This window comes from Tenacibaculum sp. M341 (genome assembly GCF_004337695.1).
Lineage (GTDB): Bacteria > Bacteroidota > Bacteroidia > Flavobacteriales > Flavobacteriaceae > Polaribacter.
Map to the genome: position 1 here is coordinate 247052 of NZ_SJXJ01000006.1, position 19355 is coordinate 266406.

At 29.3% G+C, this 19355-nt stretch carries 20 protein-coding genes; 9 read left to right on the top strand and 11 right to left on the bottom strand.

Features of this window, described 5'->3' with window-relative positions; all coding sequences use genetic code 11:
* Positions 1 to 7: 7 nt before the first annotated feature.
* The 3 genes from EYW44_RS08975 to EYW44_RS08985 all read right to left on the bottom strand — a co-directional run bounded on the left by EYW44_RS08975 (position 8) and on the right by EYW44_RS08985 (position 2871).
* Entirely contained in the window at positions 8 to 1381 is a 1374-nt protein-coding gene (locus EYW44_RS08975) for a DUF1800 domain-containing protein (RefSeq protein ID WP_132723333.1), read from the bottom strand.
* A gap of 95 nt (positions 1382 to 1476) precedes the next feature.
* Complete coding sequence (locus EYW44_RS08980; RefSeq protein ID WP_132723334.1) at positions 1477 to 2223, bottom strand: uroporphyrinogen-III synthase; 747 nt, start codon at positions 2221 to 2223, stop codon at positions 1477 to 1479.
* Positions 2224 to 2235: 12 nt separating this feature from the next.
* Complete coding sequence (locus EYW44_RS08985; protein ID WP_132723335.1) at positions 2236 to 2871, bottom strand: DUF4271 domain-containing protein; 636 nt, start codon at positions 2869 to 2871, stop codon at positions 2236 to 2238.
* An 84-nt stretch (positions 2872 to 2955) separates the two neighbouring features.
* Between EYW44_RS08985 and EYW44_RS08990 the strand changes: the two genes are divergently transcribed.
* The 3 genes from EYW44_RS08990 to EYW44_RS09000 are packed head-to-tail and all read left to right on the top strand — an operon-like array spanning position 2956 to position 5562.
* Entirely contained in the window at positions 2956 to 3672 is a 717-nt protein-coding gene (locus tag EYW44_RS08990; protein WP_132723336.1) for a polyprenol monophosphomannose synthase, read from the top strand.
* 1 nt (position 3673) lies between these two features.
* Entirely contained in the window at positions 3674 to 5014 is a 1341-nt protein-coding gene (locus EYW44_RS08995) for a dihydroorotase (RefSeq protein WP_132723337.1), read from the top strand.
* Positions 5014 to 5562 (top strand): DUF4296 domain-containing protein, encoded by a 549-nt coding sequence (locus EYW44_RS09000; protein ID WP_132723338.1) that lies wholly within the window; start codon positions 5014 to 5016, stop codon positions 5560 to 5562. The genes EYW44_RS08995 and EYW44_RS09000 overlap by 1 nt, the downstream gene beginning before the upstream one ends.
* Before the next feature lie 10 nt (positions 5563 to 5572).
* Here the strand turns inward: EYW44_RS09000 and EYW44_RS09005 are convergent, their stop codons facing one another.
* A complete protein-coding gene (locus EYW44_RS09005; RefSeq protein WP_132723339.1) occupies positions 5573 to 6580 on the bottom strand; it encodes an NAD-dependent epimerase/dehydratase family protein in 1008 nt (335 codons plus the stop codon).
* A 73-nt stretch (positions 6581 to 6653) separates the two neighbouring features.
* Positions 6654 to 7724 (bottom strand): hypothetical protein, encoded by a 1071-nt coding sequence (locus tag EYW44_RS09010; RefSeq protein ID WP_132723340.1) that lies wholly within the window; start codon positions 7722 to 7724, stop codon positions 6654 to 6656.
* A gap of 248 nt (positions 7725 to 7972) precedes the next feature.
* On the opposite strand from EYW44_RS09010, the gene rsmA reads away from it, so the two are divergent.
* From rsmA to EYW44_RS22160, 3 genes are all read left to right on the top strand, one after another.
* On the top strand, positions 7973 to 8797 hold the full coding sequence (gene rsmA, locus EYW44_RS09015) for a 16S rRNA (adenine(1518)-N(6)/adenine(1519)-N(6))-dimethyltransferase RsmA (RefSeq protein WP_132723341.1): 825 nt from the start codon (positions 7973 to 7975) through the stop codon (positions 8795 to 8797).
* Complete coding sequence (gene mgtE, locus EYW44_RS09020) at positions 8766 to 10118, top strand: magnesium transporter (RefSeq protein ID WP_132723342.1); 1353 nt, start codon at positions 8766 to 8768, stop codon at positions 10116 to 10118. Before rsmA ends, mgtE begins: the two co-directional genes overlap by 32 nt.
* A 610-nt stretch (positions 10119 to 10728) precedes the next feature.
* Positions 10729 to 10890, top strand: coding sequence for a hypothetical protein (locus EYW44_RS22160; protein ID WP_165872188.1), 162 nt, complete (start codon positions 10729 to 10731; stop codon positions 10888 to 10890).
* On the opposite strand, the gene EYW44_RS09025 is transcribed toward EYW44_RS22160, so the two are convergent.
* Both EYW44_RS09025 and EYW44_RS09030 read right to left on the bottom strand, forming a co-directional pair.
* Positions 10885 to 11568, bottom strand: a complete 684-nt coding sequence (locus EYW44_RS09025; protein ID WP_132723343.1) for a LysE family translocator — start codon at positions 11566 to 11568, stop codon at positions 10885 to 10887. The genes EYW44_RS22160 and EYW44_RS09025 overlap by 6 nt on opposite strands.
* A gap of 25 nt (positions 11569 to 11593) precedes the next feature.
* Positions 11594 to 12640 carry a ferredoxin--NADP reductase gene (locus EYW44_RS09030; RefSeq protein ID WP_132723344.1) on the bottom strand — a complete coding sequence of 349 codons (1047 nt, stop codon included), beginning with the start codon at positions 12638 to 12640 and terminating at the stop codon, positions 11594 to 11596.
* Positions 12641 to 12756: 116 nt separating this feature from the next.
* Between EYW44_RS09030 and EYW44_RS09035 the strand changes: the two genes are divergently transcribed.
* From EYW44_RS09035 to EYW44_RS09045, 3 genes are all read left to right on the top strand, one after another.
* A complete protein-coding gene (locus EYW44_RS09035; protein ID WP_132723345.1) occupies positions 12757 to 13095 on the top strand; it encodes a PadR family transcriptional regulator in 339 nt (112 codons plus the stop codon).
* 275 nt (positions 13096 to 13370) lie between these two features.
* Positions 13371 to 14606 (top strand): hypothetical protein, encoded by a 1236-nt coding sequence (locus EYW44_RS09040; RefSeq protein WP_132723346.1) that lies wholly within the window; start codon positions 13371 to 13373, stop codon positions 14604 to 14606.
* Between the two features lie 32 nt (positions 14607 to 14638).
* The gene (locus EYW44_RS09045; protein ID WP_132723347.1) at positions 14639 to 15868 is read left to right on the top strand and encodes a hypothetical protein; all 1230 of its coding nucleotides are present in this window, start codon (positions 14639 to 14641) and stop codon (positions 15866 to 15868) included.
* On the opposite strand, the gene EYW44_RS09050 is transcribed toward EYW44_RS09045, so the two are convergent.
* From EYW44_RS09050 to EYW44_RS09065, 4 genes are read right to left on the bottom strand one after another with little or no spacing between them, the layout of a single operon-like run.
* Positions 15869 to 16696, bottom strand: a complete 828-nt coding sequence (locus tag EYW44_RS09050) for a 2OG-Fe(II) oxygenase (protein ID WP_132723348.1) — start codon at positions 16694 to 16696, stop codon at positions 15869 to 15871.
* Positions 16672 to 17445: a glycosyltransferase family 2 protein gene (locus EYW44_RS09055; protein WP_132723349.1), complete on the bottom strand. Its 774-nt coding sequence runs from the start codon at positions 17443 to 17445 to the stop codon at positions 16672 to 16674. The genes EYW44_RS09050 and EYW44_RS09055 overlap by 25 nt, the downstream gene beginning before the upstream one ends.
* A complete protein-coding gene (locus EYW44_RS09060) occupies positions 17432 to 18535 on the bottom strand; it encodes a glycosyltransferase (protein WP_132723350.1) in 1104 nt (367 codons plus the stop codon). The genes EYW44_RS09055 and EYW44_RS09060 overlap by 14 nt, the downstream gene beginning before the upstream one ends.
* 3 nt (positions 18536 to 18538) lie before the next feature.
* Positions 18539 to 19255, bottom strand: a complete 717-nt coding sequence (locus tag EYW44_RS09065) for a cell division ATP-binding protein FtsE (protein WP_132723351.1) — start codon at positions 19253 to 19255, stop codon at positions 18539 to 18541.
* Positions 19256 to 19355: the final 100 nt, after the last annotated feature.

Sequence of the window (19355 nt, forward strand, 5' to 3'; positions counted from 1 at the left end):
ATATGTTTTAACAGAGTTGGAATTCAGGTAAAGAAAGTAATTGTATGCAAAAATCCTTTTTAGAAGAATTTTGAAGTTCGTTTAATACATTTTTCGCGTTTTCACTTACTGTGCTCGTAATAATGAAACTCAATAACTCTTTGTTACTAATGTTTTGATAGTTTTTCTCAAAAACAGTCCATTTTGGAATTGTTTTGATGTATGCTCTTTTTCGTAGCTTTTTGTCTTTTAAATTGACAACTTCACTTTTAAAATCACCTTTTTCAGAATAATTAATTTCGGCATTATTTAATAATATTGAAGGCAAGCGTAGTCTTGTAATTATGGTATTACTATCAATCCAACCTTTTCCCTCTTTCCATCCTGCTACATTTGGTGGATTTAAAAGTGTTTGACCTAAAGTTCTTTGAACCAATAAATGTTGTTTCTTTTTTTCAAAAGAGAATGGAACGATTTTATGAATACTAGCAAGTAAATCTATTGGAGATTTTATTTTATTGCCTATGTTGTTTGCGTCATAAAACCAATCTGATAGTAAAACATGTTTTATAACCGTTTCTATATTGTAATTAGGATAAAAAACAGCAACCATTTCATTAACATGATCTTCGTTAATTTGTTCGTTTACAAAATGAGCATATAGTTTTTTACAGATAAATTGAGCGCATTGGGTTTGTTTTAGAATAATGTCTATAATGTCGTCTCCGTTAAAATTTCCCTTTTCATTAAAAAAAGATTTTTCACCTGTATCGTGTTGTCTTTGTTTTAGTTTGAAATCTCCTTTGAAATTATGATTATATCCAGTGAAAGCTCTGGCACTTTCTTTAATATCTCTTTCTGTATAATTTCCTTGACCTAATGTAAATAACTCCATTAATTCGCGAGCAAAATTTTCATTAGGACTGTTTTTTCTATTTTGTTTATTGTTGAGGTATTTGAGCATTGAAGATTCTTTGGAAACCAATTTTGTAAAAGTTCTAAAATTCCCTAAAGCCTGTGCTCGTAATAAATTGTTGAATTTTAATATGTGAAGTGTGTTGTTGTCTTTACAAACAAAATGATTTGCCCAAAACAACGTCATTTTTTCTCTTAAAACCTCTTTAGGGTTAAATATTCTGTTTAACCATATTTTATTTAGTTCCTTAACTTTTTTACGGTTAAGTTTCATTAACTCTTTTTTCCTTTTTTTGTTTTTTAGTGTTGCTTTTGAAACATTGTTTAAAAAGGAAAGGTCTATTTCTAAAGGAGTAACTTGTTTAGATTCACTAAATAAATCTTCAACTATCTCTTTTTTAGATTTTCTTTTTAATGCATTTAATTCGTTAGGTGTAATACCAAAACCAATTCTATTGTATAAATGTAAAACATGTGTTGTTTTCATATAATTAAGACCTTTTTGCATTTAAAAGGTTTAATATAAAACAAAAAACCGTGCATTTTGCACGGTTTTTTGTTATTTGATTTGGTAAGAAAAAGTTATTTCTTATTTACATCTTTAATATACTTTTCTAAAGCCATTGTCATAGATGGAGTTTCTGGAGTTGGAGCAGCAATGTCTACTCTTAAACCTCTAGATTCAACTGCTTTAATAGTTGAGTTTCCAAATACGGCAATACGTGTATTGTTTTGTTTGAACTCTGGGAAGTTTTTAAATAAACTGTCAATACCAGAAGGGCTAAAAAACACTAAAACATCGTAAAATACGTTTTCAAGATCAGATAAATCACTTACAACAGTTCTGTATAATTCAGCTCTTTTCCAGTCAACTTTCAACTTGTCTAATTCATTAGGAATTAGAGGTTTTAACTTGTCTGAACAAGGTAGTAAGAATTTTTCGTCTTTGTGTTTTTTAATTAATTTGGTTAATTCAGGAAAAGTACGTGTACCAACATAAATTTTACGTTTACGATACACCACATATTTTTGAAGGTAGTATGCCACAGCTTCAGACTGACAGAAGTATTTCATGTCATCAGGAACCGTAAAACGCATTTCTTCAGCAATTCTGAAAAAGTGATCTACAGCATTTCTACTGGTTAAAATGATTGCCGAAAAATTGTTTAAATCAATTTTCTGTGTACGTACTTCCTTCGCAGGAATACCTTCTACATGAATAAAAGACCTAAAATCAACTTTTACTTTTTGTTTTTCAGCTAAATCAAAATAAGGCGAAGTTTCTGATTTTGGTGCTGGTTGTGATACTAAAATTGTTTTCACTTTCATAAAACTTTCTCTTTAAGTCGTTGTTGTTTTATAAATAATTAGCAAAGGAGCTAATTCGAGGGTGCAAAAGTACAAAATAAAATAGAAGAAGTTATTAAAAATCAGCTTTTTGTTGTTTTTGATGATAAGAATCGCCCTAAAACTCAGTAATAAAATGCTAAAAATGAATAAAATATTGAAGTTGTAATAACAATATTGAGAAAATATTAGTACAGGAAATAGCCATAATCCCATATTATACAAATATCCTGTTTTTGAAAAGAGAAAATATTTGATTTCTTCGTCAATTGATAAAATTGCAGCTATAGTGATGCTTAAGAGATATTTTAAAATTACTACACTAAGTAATACTCCTAAAATTATTAAGAATAACGAAATATTAAATTCGTTAGTTTTTGCATAAATAAAAGTGAATGCTAATGAGTAGGTAATTACAGAGAATGAGAATAACAAAATGTTAAAAGCTGTAAAAACAGAAGGGTTTTTATCCACTCTTTTTTCAATAAAACCTTGAGAGAAAAAAGCTAAAGAATACCCTAAAAGTAACTTTGGTTTATATAGTTTCATTAATGCTACTAGCACAAAGGCAACCACAAAAATGAGTGTTATCCAGTCGTTAGATATAAAAGTTCGTTGAAGAATTTCCATTGTAAATAAGAGAAATTTATAACACAAAATTAGGAATAAATTAATGTATCTTTGCGGTAATTTTTTCTAAAATTATAAAAAAGAATGTCTGATACGCTAGTAATTATCCCTACATACAACGAAAAAGAAAATATTGAATCGATTATCAGAGCTACTTTTAATCAAGAAAAAGCTTTTCATGTTTTAATTGTTGATGATAATTCGCCAGACGGAACAGCCGATATTGTTAGAAAGTTACAAGAAGAGTTTTCTGATGCTTTATATTTAGAAGTAAGAAAGGAAAAAAATGGCTTAGGAACAGCATATATTCATGGGTTTAAATGGGCATTGGCTAAAAACTATGAATACATTATTGAAATGGATGCTGATTTTTCACACAATCCAAATGATTTAGTAAGATTATACAATGCATGTGTTGAAGGTGCTGACGTGTCAGTGGGTTCTCGTTATTCGGTAGGAGTAAATGTTGTAAACTGGCCTATGTCTCGTGTATTATTATCTTATTTCGCATCTAAATACGTGCGTTTTATTACGGGAATTCCAATTCATGATACTACTGCAGGATTTGTATGTTGGAGTAGAAAGGTTTTAGAAACAATAAAATTAGATAAGATTAGATTTGTAGGATATGCTTTTCAAATTGAAATGAAGTTTAAAGCATGGAAACATAAATTTAAGATTAGTGAGGTATCTGTAATTTTTACAGATAGAACCAAAGGAGAATCTAAAATGAGCGGAGGAATTGTTTACGAAGCTTTATTTGGAGTTGTAAAAATGAAATTAAAAGGATTACCAAAATAACATGACTACATCATTTTTAATAAAAAACGCTAAAATAGTAAATGAGAATACTGTATTCTCAGGAGATGTTTTAATTCAAGATGAATTTATTACAAAAATAGCAGCAAATATTGTCCCTGAAGATAACATGGAGGTAATAGATGCTGAAGGAAAATATTTAATTCCTGGAATGATTGATGATCAAGTTCATTTTCGTGAGCCTGGATTAACACACAAAGCTAATATTGCAACTGAGAGTAAAGCAGCTATTGCTGGCGGAATTACTTCTTTTATAGAAATGCCAAATACAGTACCACAAGCAACTACGCAAGCTTTATTAGAAGAAAAATTTGAAGTAGCTCGTAAAACTTCATATGCCAATTATTCTTTTATGTTTGGTGGTACTAATGATAATTTAGAGGAATTGTTAAAAACTGATCCTGAGAATGTAGCAGGAATTAAATTGTTTTTAGGTTCTTCTACAGGAAACATGTTAGTAGACAATGAGGAAACTTTAAAAAAGATATTTTCATCTACAAAAATGTTAATATCTGTGCATTGTGAAGATGAGCAAACGATAAGAAATAATACAGCAGTTTACAAAGAGAAGTTTGGAGACGATATTCCTATTAAATATCATCCAATTATTAGAAGTGAAGAAGCTTGTTATTTATCATCATCTAAAGCAATCGAATTAGCTAAAGAAACTGGAGCAAGATTGCATGTTTTTCATCTTTCAACAGCAAAAGAAACTAATTTATTTAGAAACGATATTCCGTTAGAGGAAAAGAAAATTACAGCAGAAGTTTGTATTCATCATTTATGGTTTACTGATGCTGATTACGATGAAAAAGGAACACATATTAAATGGAATCCAGCAGTAAAAACTGCCGCAGATAGAGATGGTTTGTGGAAAGCTTTATTAGACGATAGAATTGATGTGATTGCAACAGATCATGCACCTCATACTTTAGAGGAAAAATCAAATCCGTATACAAAAGCACCAAGTGGAGGACCGTTAGTACAACATGCGATTGTAGCACTTTTTGAAAAGGTAAAAGAAGGTGTTATAACTGTTGAAAAAGTGGTAGAAAAAATGAGTCATAATCCGGCAAAGTTATTTCAAGTAGCTAAAAGAGGATTTGTAAAAGAAGGTTATTATGCTGACATTGTATTGGTAGATACCAATAATGAATGGGAAGTGACTAAAGAAAACGTATTGTATAAGTGTGGTTGGTCTCCTTTTGAAGGAACCACTTTTTCGTCAAAAATTACACATACGTTTGTAAACGGAAAGTTAATGTACAACAATGGTACATTTAATGAAGTTGATAAAGGAAAACGATTAGTTTTTAACAGATAATGAAAATACTATCATACATATTCATCATCTTTTTGCTTTTCATAAGTTGTACAGGTAGTACAATTTATGAAAAGCCTAAAGATTTGATATCTAAAGACACTATGGTTGCATTACTTACTGAAATGCATATTGCTACATCTTCTAAGTTTATGAAAACTAAGAACAATCAGAAAGATGTAAATTATATGTTTTTGGTGTATCAGAAATACGGTATCGATAGTTTACGATTTCATAATAGTAATGTGTATTATGCATCAAGAATAGATGAATATAGTCTGTTATTAAACGAAGCAAAGAAAAGATTAAGTGAAAAGGCAGGGATTATTCAAAAACAAGTTGTTTTAGAAGATTCTTTAGCTAAGATCAAAAACAAAGGAAAAGGAAAAAAAGAATTATTGGATGAGCGTGTTAGAGAAATGCACGAAGAGATTGAGCTTTCTGAGGATATGGTGGAAACTATTAAGAATGCGAAGAACAATAAAAACTTAAAAAAGAACACGAAGTTACCTACACTTCCAAAGCCTAAAAAGCCAAAGAAAGCTAAATAATATATTGTATTTATGATTTCTTAAAATCAGCAGATACATCATTTATAACATCGGCTATCTTTTCAAAAGAGAATTGAATGCTGTCTTTGATTTTTTCTGAACTGTACACATCTTTTATGTGAGAAGATCTTGCTGAGTTTTTGGTAAGAATAGGATCTTTACCGGTTATTTTACATACTAACCAGTCTACTCTCCAGAAAATAGCAGTAGCAAATTTTCCTATTTTAATAGAAGGCTTTTTTACGTTAAGTGCATCAGAAATTTTATGGAATACATCTTTAAAAGAAGCGTTTTCTGAGACCAAAATGAAGCGTTCGTTTTTTATTTCTGATGCTGTTAATTGAATCATTGCTTTTACCACATCTTTAACTCCAACAAATCCTGTCATGCCTTCAGTATAAAACTTTAATCCACTGTTGATTTGAGAGAAAAGTTTTCCAGAACCTTCATTAAAGAAACCGCTACCTAAAATAACACCAGGATTTACAATTACAACATCTAATCCTTCTTGGCTACCTCTCCATACTTCCATTTCAGCGCCATGTTTCGTAATTGAATATCCGCTTTTGTTGTTATCATGCACCCATTCCTTTTTTTCAGTAATAACTTCATTGTTAATAGGATCGCCTACAGCAGCAATTGAACTTACAAAACATAATTTTTGAACATTAGCATCAATAGAAAAGTTAACAATATTAGCAGTACCATTAATATTAACTTCTCTCATAAGGTAATAGTCTTTTGGTTTGAAAGAAACCAAAGCTGCACAATGATAAACTTGTGTAATAGGATTTGAAAAAACAGGTTTAAGGGAAGGGATATCTGTAATATCTGCTTTTATCCACTTAATTTTACCAAACAAAGAGTCTATATTTTCAGTATAATAAGAAAAGACTTTTTCTACACTTTGTAACTTTTTCTCAGTACGATAAATCGCTATAATATTATCATTATTTTGGGTCAACTCATATAATAAATGAGATCCAACTAAACCAGTTCCGCCTGTAACTAAAATCATACTTCAAAAATAGGAATAAAAAAAGACTGCTTACAAAAGCAGTCTCTATAATATTTTTAAAATATCACTTTTTTTAAGGCATTACAGGTATAGCGTTTACTTGTACTTTTACATCAAAAGTAATTTTACCGCTACTTCCATTACCAGGAGTAATTGCTGTAACTTTAATTAATCCTTTGTTACCATATTGATCTAAGAACTCAACAACATCACCAACGCTTAAGTTTTGAACACGTTCAGCATCAGCAGTAGTTAAAGTGTTTTCTAAATCACTAGCGCTATTAGCAGCATCAAAATCAGCAGCTGTTTTACTCGAAGCTTTAAAATAACAACGGTTTAATTCAGTTAAAGTAGTTCCAACAAATTCAGAAACATGTAAACCACCCATTCCGTTTTTCTCAAAAACCTTAGGGTAATCGTATACAGAATAAAAAGAAGCTTCAGTAGAAGTACCATAGAAGTATCCAAAATCCCATAAAGCTAATGTTTCATCACCTTCATTAATTTTGTGAGTTTTTTCATCAAATAAAGAAACAAATGACTCTGAAGCACCACTAGCTAAAGGAGCAGCTAAAATAGTTTGTGAAAAGCTTTTGAAGCTCGTAGAAGAACCTGTTGCATTAGCACCTGCTTTAATTGTAATTGTACCATAAGCATCATCATCAATAGAGTTGCTATCAGAAATATCTCTAAAATCTCCTTTGTCATTAGTTGTCCAAATAATATATTGTACAACTTCGTTTATGTTTTGAGGAGTATCAAATTGTAAGTCAAAAACAAAATCATCTTTATCATCTCCATCAATATCAATAGATCCGTCTGATTTTTGTACAGCAGTTGGGTAAAAATATGCTTGTGGTCCGTCATTATTACTAAAATCATTTCTAGTAATGTATGCTCTACGCATTTTTTTATCTCCTGTATAATTTACACGAACCGTTACTAAATCGTTAGCTGCAGCTACAATCTCAACACTTCTGTCAGCACTACCAGCGTTGGTTGGATTTACAGTAATTTGGTATTCACCACCTACAGTTGGGTCTGGAGGAGTTAAACCTTCGTTTTCATTGTTACTACAACTTGTGAAAATTGAAGAAGTTGCTACAAATGCAACTAATAATGAGGATTTAATGAAATTTTTCATCTTAAATTTTATTATAAGTTTTATGTATTTAGACCTTTAAAATATTTAAAAGTCACTCTCAATATAAACTTTTAACACGTTAAAGTGTTTAAAATATTGTTATAAATTTGAAAAAAAAGGGGTTTTTCCTGAATAATTTTTTTTCAATAAAAAGCTCTATAAGTGTAGAATATTAGCGATTAGAAGTTTAAGTTGATATTTATGTTTATAGGATAAAAAACTGCCAACTACTACCTATCTTTGCGTTTATGACAGTAAGAGCAAAAAAACATTTAGGACAGCATTTTTTAACAGATGAAAATATAGCTAGAAAAATAGCTGATTCTTTAACTGAAACTGGATACGATAATGTATTAGAAATAGGACCTGGAATGGGAGTGTTGACGAAGTATCTTTTGGAAAAGAAACCTAAAGTTACAGTGATGGAATTAGATAGTGAGTCTGTAGTTTACTTAAATGAAGTTTTTCCTGTAGAACATATTAAACTAAATACTACTAAAGATAAGTTTAATGTTATTGAAGGAGATTTTCTTAAACAACAGTTAGAAAAACTATTTGATGGAGCGCAAGTTGCAATTATAGGAAACTTTCCATATAATATTTCATCACAGATTGTTTTTAAGGCTATAGAAAATCGTGATATTGTTCCAGAGTTTTCAGGAATGTTTCAGAAAGAGGTTGCACAACGAATAGCAGAGAAAAAAGGAAGTAAAACTTACGGAATTTTGTCGGTGTTAACACAAGCTTTTTATGATGTGGAATACTTGTTTACAGTTCCGCCATCTGTGTTCAATCCGCCGCCAAAAGTAGATTCTGGAGTTATTCGTTTAATTAGAAAAGAAGATTACTCGTTACCTGTTGATGAAAAATTATTTTTTAGAGTTGTGAAGACTTCATTTAATCAACGAAGAAAAATGTTACGAAGCAGTTTAAAATCATTTAATCTTTCGGTTACATTAAAAGAAGACCCTATATTTGCCATGCGTCCCGAACAATTATCGGTGCAAGAATTCATAGTATTGACAGATAAAATTGCAAACGATGGCACTAGAGATAACCAAAGAACTTCTTGAAAACGTTTCAAACCTAATAGCTAATCAAAAAGATTCAGCCTTATCAGAAATTTTTACTGATGTACACCATGCAGATATTGCAGAGGTTTTAGATGAATTATCTTTTGATGAAGCGGTATATATTATTCGTTTATTAGATAGTGAAACTACATCTGAAGTTTTAATGGATGTAGATGATGATGTACGTGAAAAAATATTAGGACAGTTATCTGATAAAGAAATTGCTGAAGAAATTGATGAGCTAGATACTGATGATGCAGCCGATGTAATTGCCGAGCTTCCAGAGGAAAGAAAGCAAGAGGTAATGCAGCAAATAGAAGATGAGGAACATGCTAAAGAAATTGTAGAGTTACTTAGATACAATGAAAGTTCTGCCGGAGGTTTAATGGCAAAAGAATTGGTAAAAGTAAATGAAAACTGGTCTGTTTTAGGCTGTGTTACAAGAATGCGTCAGCAAGCAGAAGAAGTAACCAGGGTTCATTCAATTTATGTGGTAGATGATAGCGGAAAGTTAAAAGGACGTCTTTCTTTAAAAGATCTTTTAATGGCATCTACGAAGTCTAAAATTGCCGATGTTTATATTCCAAGAGTAGATTATGTTTCTGTACATGATGATGCAGAAGAGGTTGCTAATAAAATGCGTAAATACGATTTAGAAGCTATTCCTGTAGTTGATGAGCTAGGTATTTTAGTTGGTAGAATTACCATTGATGATATTGTTGATGTAATAAAAGAAGAAGCAGATAAGGATTATCAGTTAGCGGCAGGTATTACTCAAGATGTAGAAGCTGATGATACTATTTTAGAGTTAACACGTGCTCGTTTACCATGGTTATTTTTAGGTTTGATAGGAGGGATTGGAGCTTTCTTAATAATGGGGAATTTTGAAGACGTGTTTAAAGGATATAGTGCTTTGTTCTTTTTTACACCTTTAATTGCCGCTATGGCAGGAAACGTAGGAGTTCAATCTTCAGCAATTATAGTACAAGGTTTAGCAAATGATGATGTAAAGGGAAGTATAAATAAAAGATTGATTAAAGAAATGTTACTAGCAACACTAAACGGCGTTGTTTTAGCTATTGTTTTATTCCTGTTTATTTATTTTATATACAATGGAGACTTAAATACTTCTCTTGCTGTTTCCGTTTCTTTAATTGCTGTGATTATAGTAGCAGGTTTAATTGGTACTTTTATTCCTTTATTTTTAGATAAAAGAGGAATTGATCCAGCCATTGCAACCGGACCTTTTATTACTACTAGTAATGATATTTTTGGAATTTTAATTTACTTTATGATTGCTAAATTAATTTTAGGAATTTAATTTCAAACACAAACAAAATGATAACTAAAGAATTGCTAAGAAAAATAACAATAGTGAACACCATTTTAATGATTGTTTTTTACAATTCAATAGCTTGGTTTTTTGGAGACAGTGTGCCTTTTTATAGGGTGTCGTATTTTATATGCTATTTTTAGTAACCTAACTAACTGGTTGTGTTGTTTATTTGAAAGAAAAAGGGGAGTCTGAGGACTTGATAAAAAAAATGCTTTGGTTTAGTTTAACTGGACTATTTTTTATAACCATAACTACATTTGTAAATAGAGATTTTCAATTTGAGTATGTTTTCGCAGTTGGCAGTATTTTAAGCATGTATTACATATACACAACGAACTACGACATAGCCTTTGGAAAATTTACTGTTGATTTAAAAGTATGGAAAAAGATAACGTTAGTTTTCTTAATTCTTAGCTCATTTTATAGGGCAATACAAATTATGTTAGAGAGATTCAATTTGTCTTTTTTATTATTTTTTGTCATACTTATGGGAGTTTTGATCGTCTCATTAGACTTACAATCCATAAACAAAAAGTACCAGTTTTTAACGGATAAATCCTTAAAAACAGTACTAATAGTATTACACGTAATTTGTATGCTGCTACTTGTTTTAGTGTCTTTTGGTGTTTTTGAAACTAGAAACCTTTTTGATAGAATAGAGGCTTTTTTATTTATAACCTCATTATCTTTAATCGTAACGTATTATTATTTCAGTATAAAGGAAATACTTGCTGTAGAGAAAAACGAAAAATTATAGTTTTTTATTAATCTCTACTTTATCCATAATTTGTTCTAGTTGTTCTTTTGGAATAAAAGCTTTTAACATTAAAACGGAACCAAAAGCAATTAACATGATACCCATACCTCTTTTAACTCTGTAAATAACTAAAGGAGTAAGTTTAGAGCGTAATTGTTTTGCTAATAATATTTTGATAAGATCTGTTATAAAATATCCGATAATAACTTTTACAAAATACCAAAAAATAAGATTTGAATTCATTTTAAGTGTTGGACCAACAATAATCATTATTCCTAACCAACCAGCAAGTACACCAACATTTATAAAATTTAGAAAGTAACCATGAAAAAATAGTCTAACGTAGTTATTGCTCTTAGGAACATTGATTTCAGATTCATCTAATTCTTTTTTATTGTTTTTATCTAAAAAAGTAATCAATCCATATACAATTAAAATAAGTCCACCAACAAAAAACAATCTAGGGTCGTCTTTAATTTTTTCTAACAAACTTCTACTTCCAAAATACGCAATTGATATAAAGGTGATATCTCCTAAGATAACACCAATATCAAACGCAATAGCAGCTCTAAATCCTTTTAGAGCACTAGTTTTTAATAGCATAAAAAATACAGGTCCAATCATTAAAGCCATAAAGGCTCCAACACCAAACGCATTACTGTAATCTAAAGACTCCATTTACTAAGCAATTTCATTAAAATTTCTATACATCATCAAAATCAACAGTGATTTTAGCAGTAGTAGGGAATGCCTGACATGTTAAAATGAATCCTTCTTCAAGTTCTTCATCTGTTAAAATTTGATTTTTAACCATTACAGCTTTACCATCAGTAACTTTAGCAATACAACTACTACATACACCGCCCTGACAAGAATATGGAGCATCTACTTTGTTGCGTAAACTAGCCGCTAAAATATCATCTTTTTGAGACATTGTAAAAGAACAAGTTTCATCATCTAGTATAACAGTAACTTCTGTTTCCCCTTCTTTAATTGAACTTGCAGCTTCTTCGTCTATCGATGCTGTAAATAATTCATAGAAGATAGCGTCTTTAGCATATCCATTTTCTACAAGAGTTTCTGTAGTTGTATGAATCATTTCTTCAGGACCACATAAAAATACACTGCTAAAAGTAGTATTTTGATAAGTGTTTTTTAAATGATAATTTACATGAGCTTTGTCAATTCTACCAAAAATTGATCCTTCAACATTTTCTCTACTAAACACGTAGCTTACAGAAAATCTATCTTTAAATTGATCTTGTAAAGTATTTAATTCACTATAAAAAATGGTGTCTTTTACCGATTTGTTTCCATAAATTAGAGTAAAAGTAGCGTTGTTTTGAGTTTCTAAAACAGATTTTATCATCGATAAAATTGGAGTAATACCACTTCCTGCAGCAAAACCTAAATAGTTGTTATCTGGTGCAGGTTGAATTACAAACTTACCTTCTGGCTTAGAAACTTCTAAAGTATCTCCCGAATTTAATTTTTCAGTAGCAAACGTAGAAAACTTACCATTCTCAACAGCTTTAATTGCAACTTTAACCTCTTTACTGTTAGGAGATGAGCATAAAGAATAGGCTCTTCTAACTTCTTCTCCGTTAATTGTAGTTTTTAAAGTTACATATTGACCAGCAATAAAGTTAAATTCATTTACTAATTCAGTAGGAATATCAAATAATAACGAAACAGCATCTGCAGTTTCTTTAATTACTTCTTTTATTTTTAGTTTGTAAAATTGACTCATTTCTAATTTTTGGTTTTGCAAAAATAAAAAAAGAAAAAAGAAGAATGTTTTGTATTTGTACTTAAAATTATACCTAGAAATCTTATGCATCAGTAAATTATGTATATATTTGTGTTATGGGGAATCAAAAATTGTATAAAGGATCATTACAAACGATCATTTTGAAATTATTGACTGAAAATGACAAAATGTATGGTTATGAAATGACTCAGAAAGTAAAAGAATTAACGAAGGGAGAATTGCAAATTACTGAAGGAGCATTGTATCCTGCGTTGCATAAGTTAGAGGCTGAGGGTTTATTAATTGTTGAGGTAAAAAAAGTAGGAAATCGATTACGAAAGTATTACAAACTTACTGAAACAGGAATTAAAGAAACAGTAAGCAGACTTAAGCAAATGCAGGATTTCCTTGAAACAATGCAGTTTTTGGTAAATCCTGTGCTTACATTCGATTAATTTTTATTTCAATAACCTCTTTTCGCTGTCTGATTATTAAAAAGAACAAAGGTTTTATATTTCTTTTTATTACTATAATTGATGAGTTTTTAGCATTTTTTGACGAAATTATAGTTTACTTTTCTTTAAAAAAAAGCTATTTTTACATTAGGACCATATTCTCAACAAGTAAATTATAATGTTTTGTTATCAATGACTTAAGTGTTTAGTCTATTGAATGTTTTTTCCTTGTCTAATTTTTACTCTTATTAAAACGATTATTGTAGTTATCATAAATGAAGAATTTTATCACATACTTAAAAGAAGTTTTTAAACCTTCTTTTCAAACTTCAGAAGATGCTCTTTTGGTTACGCAAAAACATAATGTAGATGAAGATTTGGATGTTTTAGATACTACAATTAAAGAACACAATGTAAACTTAGAAACACTTTTAGCTATTTATGATGAACTAGAAGTTGAAATTGAACGGGTAAATTTAAATGAATATCGTTTTGAAGAGATAGAGTTTTTGGAGTCGTTTACCTATTATGACTTTATAGGAGAGCCTTCAAGTGTTAGAGTTTCCTTTTTATATTTTTTAATTGTTGTAGCTAAAGATTCCCCAGAAAGTATTTCTCATTTCGATCAATTATTTATATCAGATTTATTTAATTCAATACTTGGTACCAATCTAGATTTAACCGAAAAGGATATTTTTAATTTTTATAGTTTTTCTAAGAATAAAAGAGTCTCAAATTTTCACATTCCTACTAAATTATTAATTAAAAAAATTAGAGATTACGGAACTCAAAATACTTTAAGTGAAAGGTTGATTTCGCATATTCAAAAAAACATTCTTTTAAATCTTTATCCGATAACTTATGAGAGTGCTACGTTTGAAAAAGCTAATAGAATAGTTACTGATTATAAATATAGAGAGGAAGAAATTCCTTTTTTTCTATTACCAGATTATTTTGGTAAAAAAGTGAATACGATTCTTTTGACTATGGATAAAACGAAAGCAATTGCATTTTCTGAAATACTTCAAATGATTTCTTTAGATGAGTTAGATACTGTTAAAAAAGAAGAGATTCAAGAAGTAATTAAATATATTGGTATTGATGCATTTATAAAAATTAGTAACGATATACTTAAGGTAGCTGCTTCATTTAAACCAAAGTTAAAAATGTCAGTTTATTGGTATGAGGTAGATAAAAAATACTCACATACTAAAAACTATTTTAAAATGTTTCATGAAAACGTAGTTATTGTTTCTGGAATATTAAAAATGCTGAATTCATATGCTTTAATAAAAGAAGTCCCTGTTTGTATTTTAGAAACAATTTTAAAGCGAAGTTATACACTAAAAAAAGAATTGCGTTTAGGTAAATATTCTACCGATTTGGGTGATTTATGCTTAAAAATATTAGCCTCAGATTATGGTGAAGAAGGAACTAACAAACTAAAAGAAATATATAATGAAACAAAGTACAAAAGAGTAAGAAAAAAAATAGATCTTATCTTTGAGTAGTTTTACATTTAAAAATTGCGGAAACACACTTAATGAAACTTTTATTTAAATATTTAAGAGGTTTATTAAAACCTAGTTTTAAACCTTCAGAAGAAGATTTATTGATTTTAAGAACAAAAAAGTACGGTAAAGAAGAATCTTTTGAAGAGAAAGAAGAAAGAGAAAATACATATCATTCCAATTTAAACACACTTTTATTAATTCATAGCGAAGCGAAACAAAAAACAAGAAAGGCATACTATAATTCTGATCGTATTAATTTTAAAAAGTTAATTGAATATAGTTTTCTTGTAAGACAGCATTCGGAAGTGAAAATTTCTTTTTTATATTTTTTAATTAAAGTTATAAAAGTTCCACCTGCTAGTTTAGATCATGTTTCTGAGGGATTTAAAATAGTGTTGTTTTCTTCAATTTTTACTTCAAACTTGCATTGGAAGAGCAAGTATATGATTGATTTTTTTCAGTTTTGGAATTCTAAAGAATACTATTCTTTAAAAATGCCATTGCATTTGTTTGTAAAAGAAATAAATAAATTGGTTGTTGAAAACAAAGTAAATGATGAATTAATAAGGGCTTTAAAGAAATATGTCGCTAAAAACACTAGTACTTCTAACGACAAGGAGATTGAAGATTTATTAAGAATTATTACAAAGCATCAAAATAAAAAAGAAACTTTTTTATTACTGCCTGATTATTTTGGTAAAAAAGTTAATAGTACTGTTTTGTCTTCAGAAAATTTAAATGTTAATGATTTGTCTCAGATTTTTCAATTTTTATCATTGAAAAAAACAAAAAAGAATGAAGAGGAACAATTACAAAATTTAATTAATGATATAGGTTACGATTCATTCATAGAGATAAGTATAAAAACTGTTGAGTTAGCTGCTTGTTTCAAACCTAAAATGAGAATTAATGTTTTTTGGCATCCATATTATCGGAAGCATAAATGGGAAAAGATTTATTCGGGAATGTTTAATGAAAATCTCATCATTATTTATAATTTGTTAGAGTTGTTAGCAAAAAAGGAATTAGTTAAAAAGATTCCAATGAAGTATTTAACTACCATTGCTAAAAGAAGTTTTGATTTGAAGAAGGAAATACGATTGGGAAAAAGCTCCACAAAAATCGGAGATGTTTGTATTAAAATTTTAGCACATAATTTTGGAAAGGAAGGGGTGCAACAATTAGATGAAATTTACCATGAAATAAAGTATAAGAATGTGCAAAAGAAAATAGAAACACTTTTAAAAGAAGTGGATTAATTAGTCTTTCTTTTTTTTGTACTGATGAGGGTTTTCTTTGATGCCTTTTTTAAATAAAGTTCTTAATCCGTTTCTTACATATGAATCTGCTTTCAAAAAAATGTTTTTAAATTTCTCATTTGGTCTACCCCTAAATGTGGTTACATGAAAAGTATCGGTAGCTAAAACAGGTGTGTCAGAAAAATAGTAATTAGAAATACAATATCTAGTATCATCAACTTCAACTTTGCTAACAGAATGCCACGATTTTTGATGTGTAGCCATCACAACTAAGCGATTGAATTTACTTTCAACGGTAATTTGCTTTTCTTTTAATCCATTTGGCCATAACTCTAAGTTTCCACCATTTTCTAGCTTCCAGTTAGGTGTTGTGTAGTATAGTAAATTTAATACTCTCCAATGGTTTCTGTCCTTGTCGTGAGAATTATCTAAATGCGGATTTAAATAATTGTTCTTTTCCATTAAAGAAAGTCCGCCAGCATATAAATGTGTATCTGCATGAATATCTTTTAAAGAACATATTTCACTAATAAGATTTACAATTCGATGATCTTGAAAAGCATATAAAGCTTCCTCTAACAAAGTGTCGTATTCATTCATCTGATAAGCTACATGCTTAAATTCTCTAATATTTTTCTTTTTAACCGTTTCGTTTATGGTTGGAAAAGACTCATGCAATTTTAAAGCTAGCTCATCTGGTAACACATTATCAATAAAAAAATAGCCAATAGCATTTTTGCTCTGCTCATATTGTTTGATCAGAGTTTGTTTTTCTTTGGATAAACTATCGTGTATAAAATCTGCTATTTTCTCTCTCTGATAAGCCATGCCATGCTGAATTTTATAAAAGCTAAAAGATAAAAAAATGGAAGTAAAATAACTGAACTAGCTGCTGTTTTTAACTGAATTTCTTCTTTGTAAATATTCCAATTTCCTTTTTTAGAAACCCCAGAGGAAAGACATTTTGCTATACATATAGGAGAAATAACAAAAGGGAAATTCATCTTGTACAAATCTAAATTGAAAGCATAATCAGCAAGAATCTGGTATTTTGTGTTGTATTTGTTTTGTTTGAACAGTGATTTTCTAAAAAAAGTGCCTTGATGATGTACTGAGTTTCTTATCCAAATACTCCAGTTCCAAGAAGATGACTTGTATTTTTTAGTTGTACTGTAGATAAAAGGATAATTATCGTCTATATCATATTCAATATCACCAAAAATAAGATCAATTTTTGTATTATTTGTTAATGACATTATGTTGGTAAGTACATCATTATCGTATAATTGATCATCTACACCTAAAAAATAAATCCATTCACCACTGGCAAGTTCAATCCCTTTATTCATTGCGTCATAAATTCCATCATCTTCTTCAGAAATAAAATAAAAAGGAGTAGAAAGACTTTTTAAAAATTCAAAAGTACCATCTGTTGATTTACCATCAATAATATACACTTCATAATTTGTGTAACTCTGTTTTTGTATGCTATTAATGCATTTTTTGAGTTGCTCTAAATTATTAAAAGAAGGAATTATTATGGATAATTTAGGATTGATAAACTTAGTTTTTAAAATATTTGTTCAGGTTTAATTTTTCTTTTTCCCAGTTTAATTCTTCCTTGGCAATTTTTTGATTTTGTTTAATATCCTTTTTCAATTGTTCGTTGTTAAGAATACTATTAATTGCTTTTGCAATAGCTTTAGGTTGATAGGTTTTAACCACAACACCAACTTTATAACGATTTACAATAGCACTTATTTCAGGTAAATTACCAGAAACAATAGGAAGTTCTGCATGAATATAATCAAACAATTTATTTGGTAAAGAAAACTCAAAGCTTTTACCTAATGGTTCTTCTAAAACCATTCCTATGTCTGCTTTCACAGTATAGTTAGGTAATTCATCATGAGCAACTCTTCCTAAAAAATGAACTCGTTTTTGCATATTGTTTTCAGTAACAAACGCTCTCAGTTCATCTTCAACTTTACCATAACCAATAATAACTAAGTCTACATCATTTAAAAAATGAAGCGCTTTAATCATTGGTTTTATTCCTCTACCAGGATTTAAAACACCTTGATATAAAACTACTTTGTTTTTTGTGGGAAAAGAAACATTTTTAGCTGTAATTTTTCTGTCTAAAAAAGGAAGATTTCTAATCAATCCCATTTTATTTTGATACTTCTGATCGTAAAAATCAACAATAGATTTACTTACAGTGTAAGACCTTTTAATTTTAGGTAAAAAAAAGTCTTCTAACTTTCTCCAAAACCCTTGCACAAATTTTCGTCCTTGTAACTCAGGACCTTCAGAAAATAATTCATGACTATCGTAAACAAGTGTAGTACGTTTCAATCTACTAGCAAAAAAACAAGCAGGTAACGTATCTAAATCGTTCGATAAAATGTAGTCGTATTTGCTAAAAAGTAAAAGAAAAAATAAGCGAATATTATATTCAGCATAAAACAAAAAATTATGATTGAATATATGTTTTTTTCTAATAATGGTATACGCTCTATCTACCTCTATGGTATTCGGTAATACTCTACCATAAACAAATACCTGAAATTTATTGTCAATTAAATGCGTACAAACTTTGTGAACTCTTTGATCTGTAGAAATATCATTGGTTACAGCAACAAAAACACGTTTATTATTAGACAAGTTTTATGAGTTTTGATTACCTGTATTATTAGCAGCTACTTTTTGTTGTTGTACTACTTCAAATATTTTACCGCCTTCACATTTTATCGTTTTTTGTTTAAACTTTACAATTAACTGATAATCGTGTGTTGCCATTAAAATAGTTTTACCACTCTTATGAATTTCATTAAGTAATTCCATAACCTCTAAAGAAGTACGAGGATCTAAATTACCCGTTGGCTCATCGGCTAAAATTAATTCAGGGTCATTTAATAAAGCTCTTGCAATAGCGACTCTTTGCTGTTCTCCACCAGAAAGTTCAAATGTTTTTTTGTAGTATTTTTCTTTCATGCCCACTTTATTAAGCACTTCGTAAATTTTTTCTTTACGTTCTTCCTTGTCTTTCCAACCCGTAGCTTTTAAAACAAAGTCTAAATTATCAAATACATTTCTATCATTTAATAATTTGAAATCTTGAAAAACAATTCCTAGTTTTCTACGTAAAAAAGGAATGTCTTTTTCTTTCATTTTCTTTAAGTCAAAACCTACAATATTTCCTAAGCCACGCTGCAATCTTAAATCACCATATAAAGTTTTGAGTAAGCTACTTTTACCACTTCCAGTTTTACCAATAAGATAGTAGAATTCACCTTTGTTTAAAGTGAAGTTAATCTTAGATAAAACAAGGATGTCTCGTTGATAAATATCAGCATTTTCAAGATGCAGAATAGGTTCTTTCATAAAAAAAACATTTTTACAAATCTATTATTTATTATTCATTTTAGCCACCTTTTTTTATTTTTGAACTAGGTTTGTCAAACAAAATTTAAAAAAAGACGTT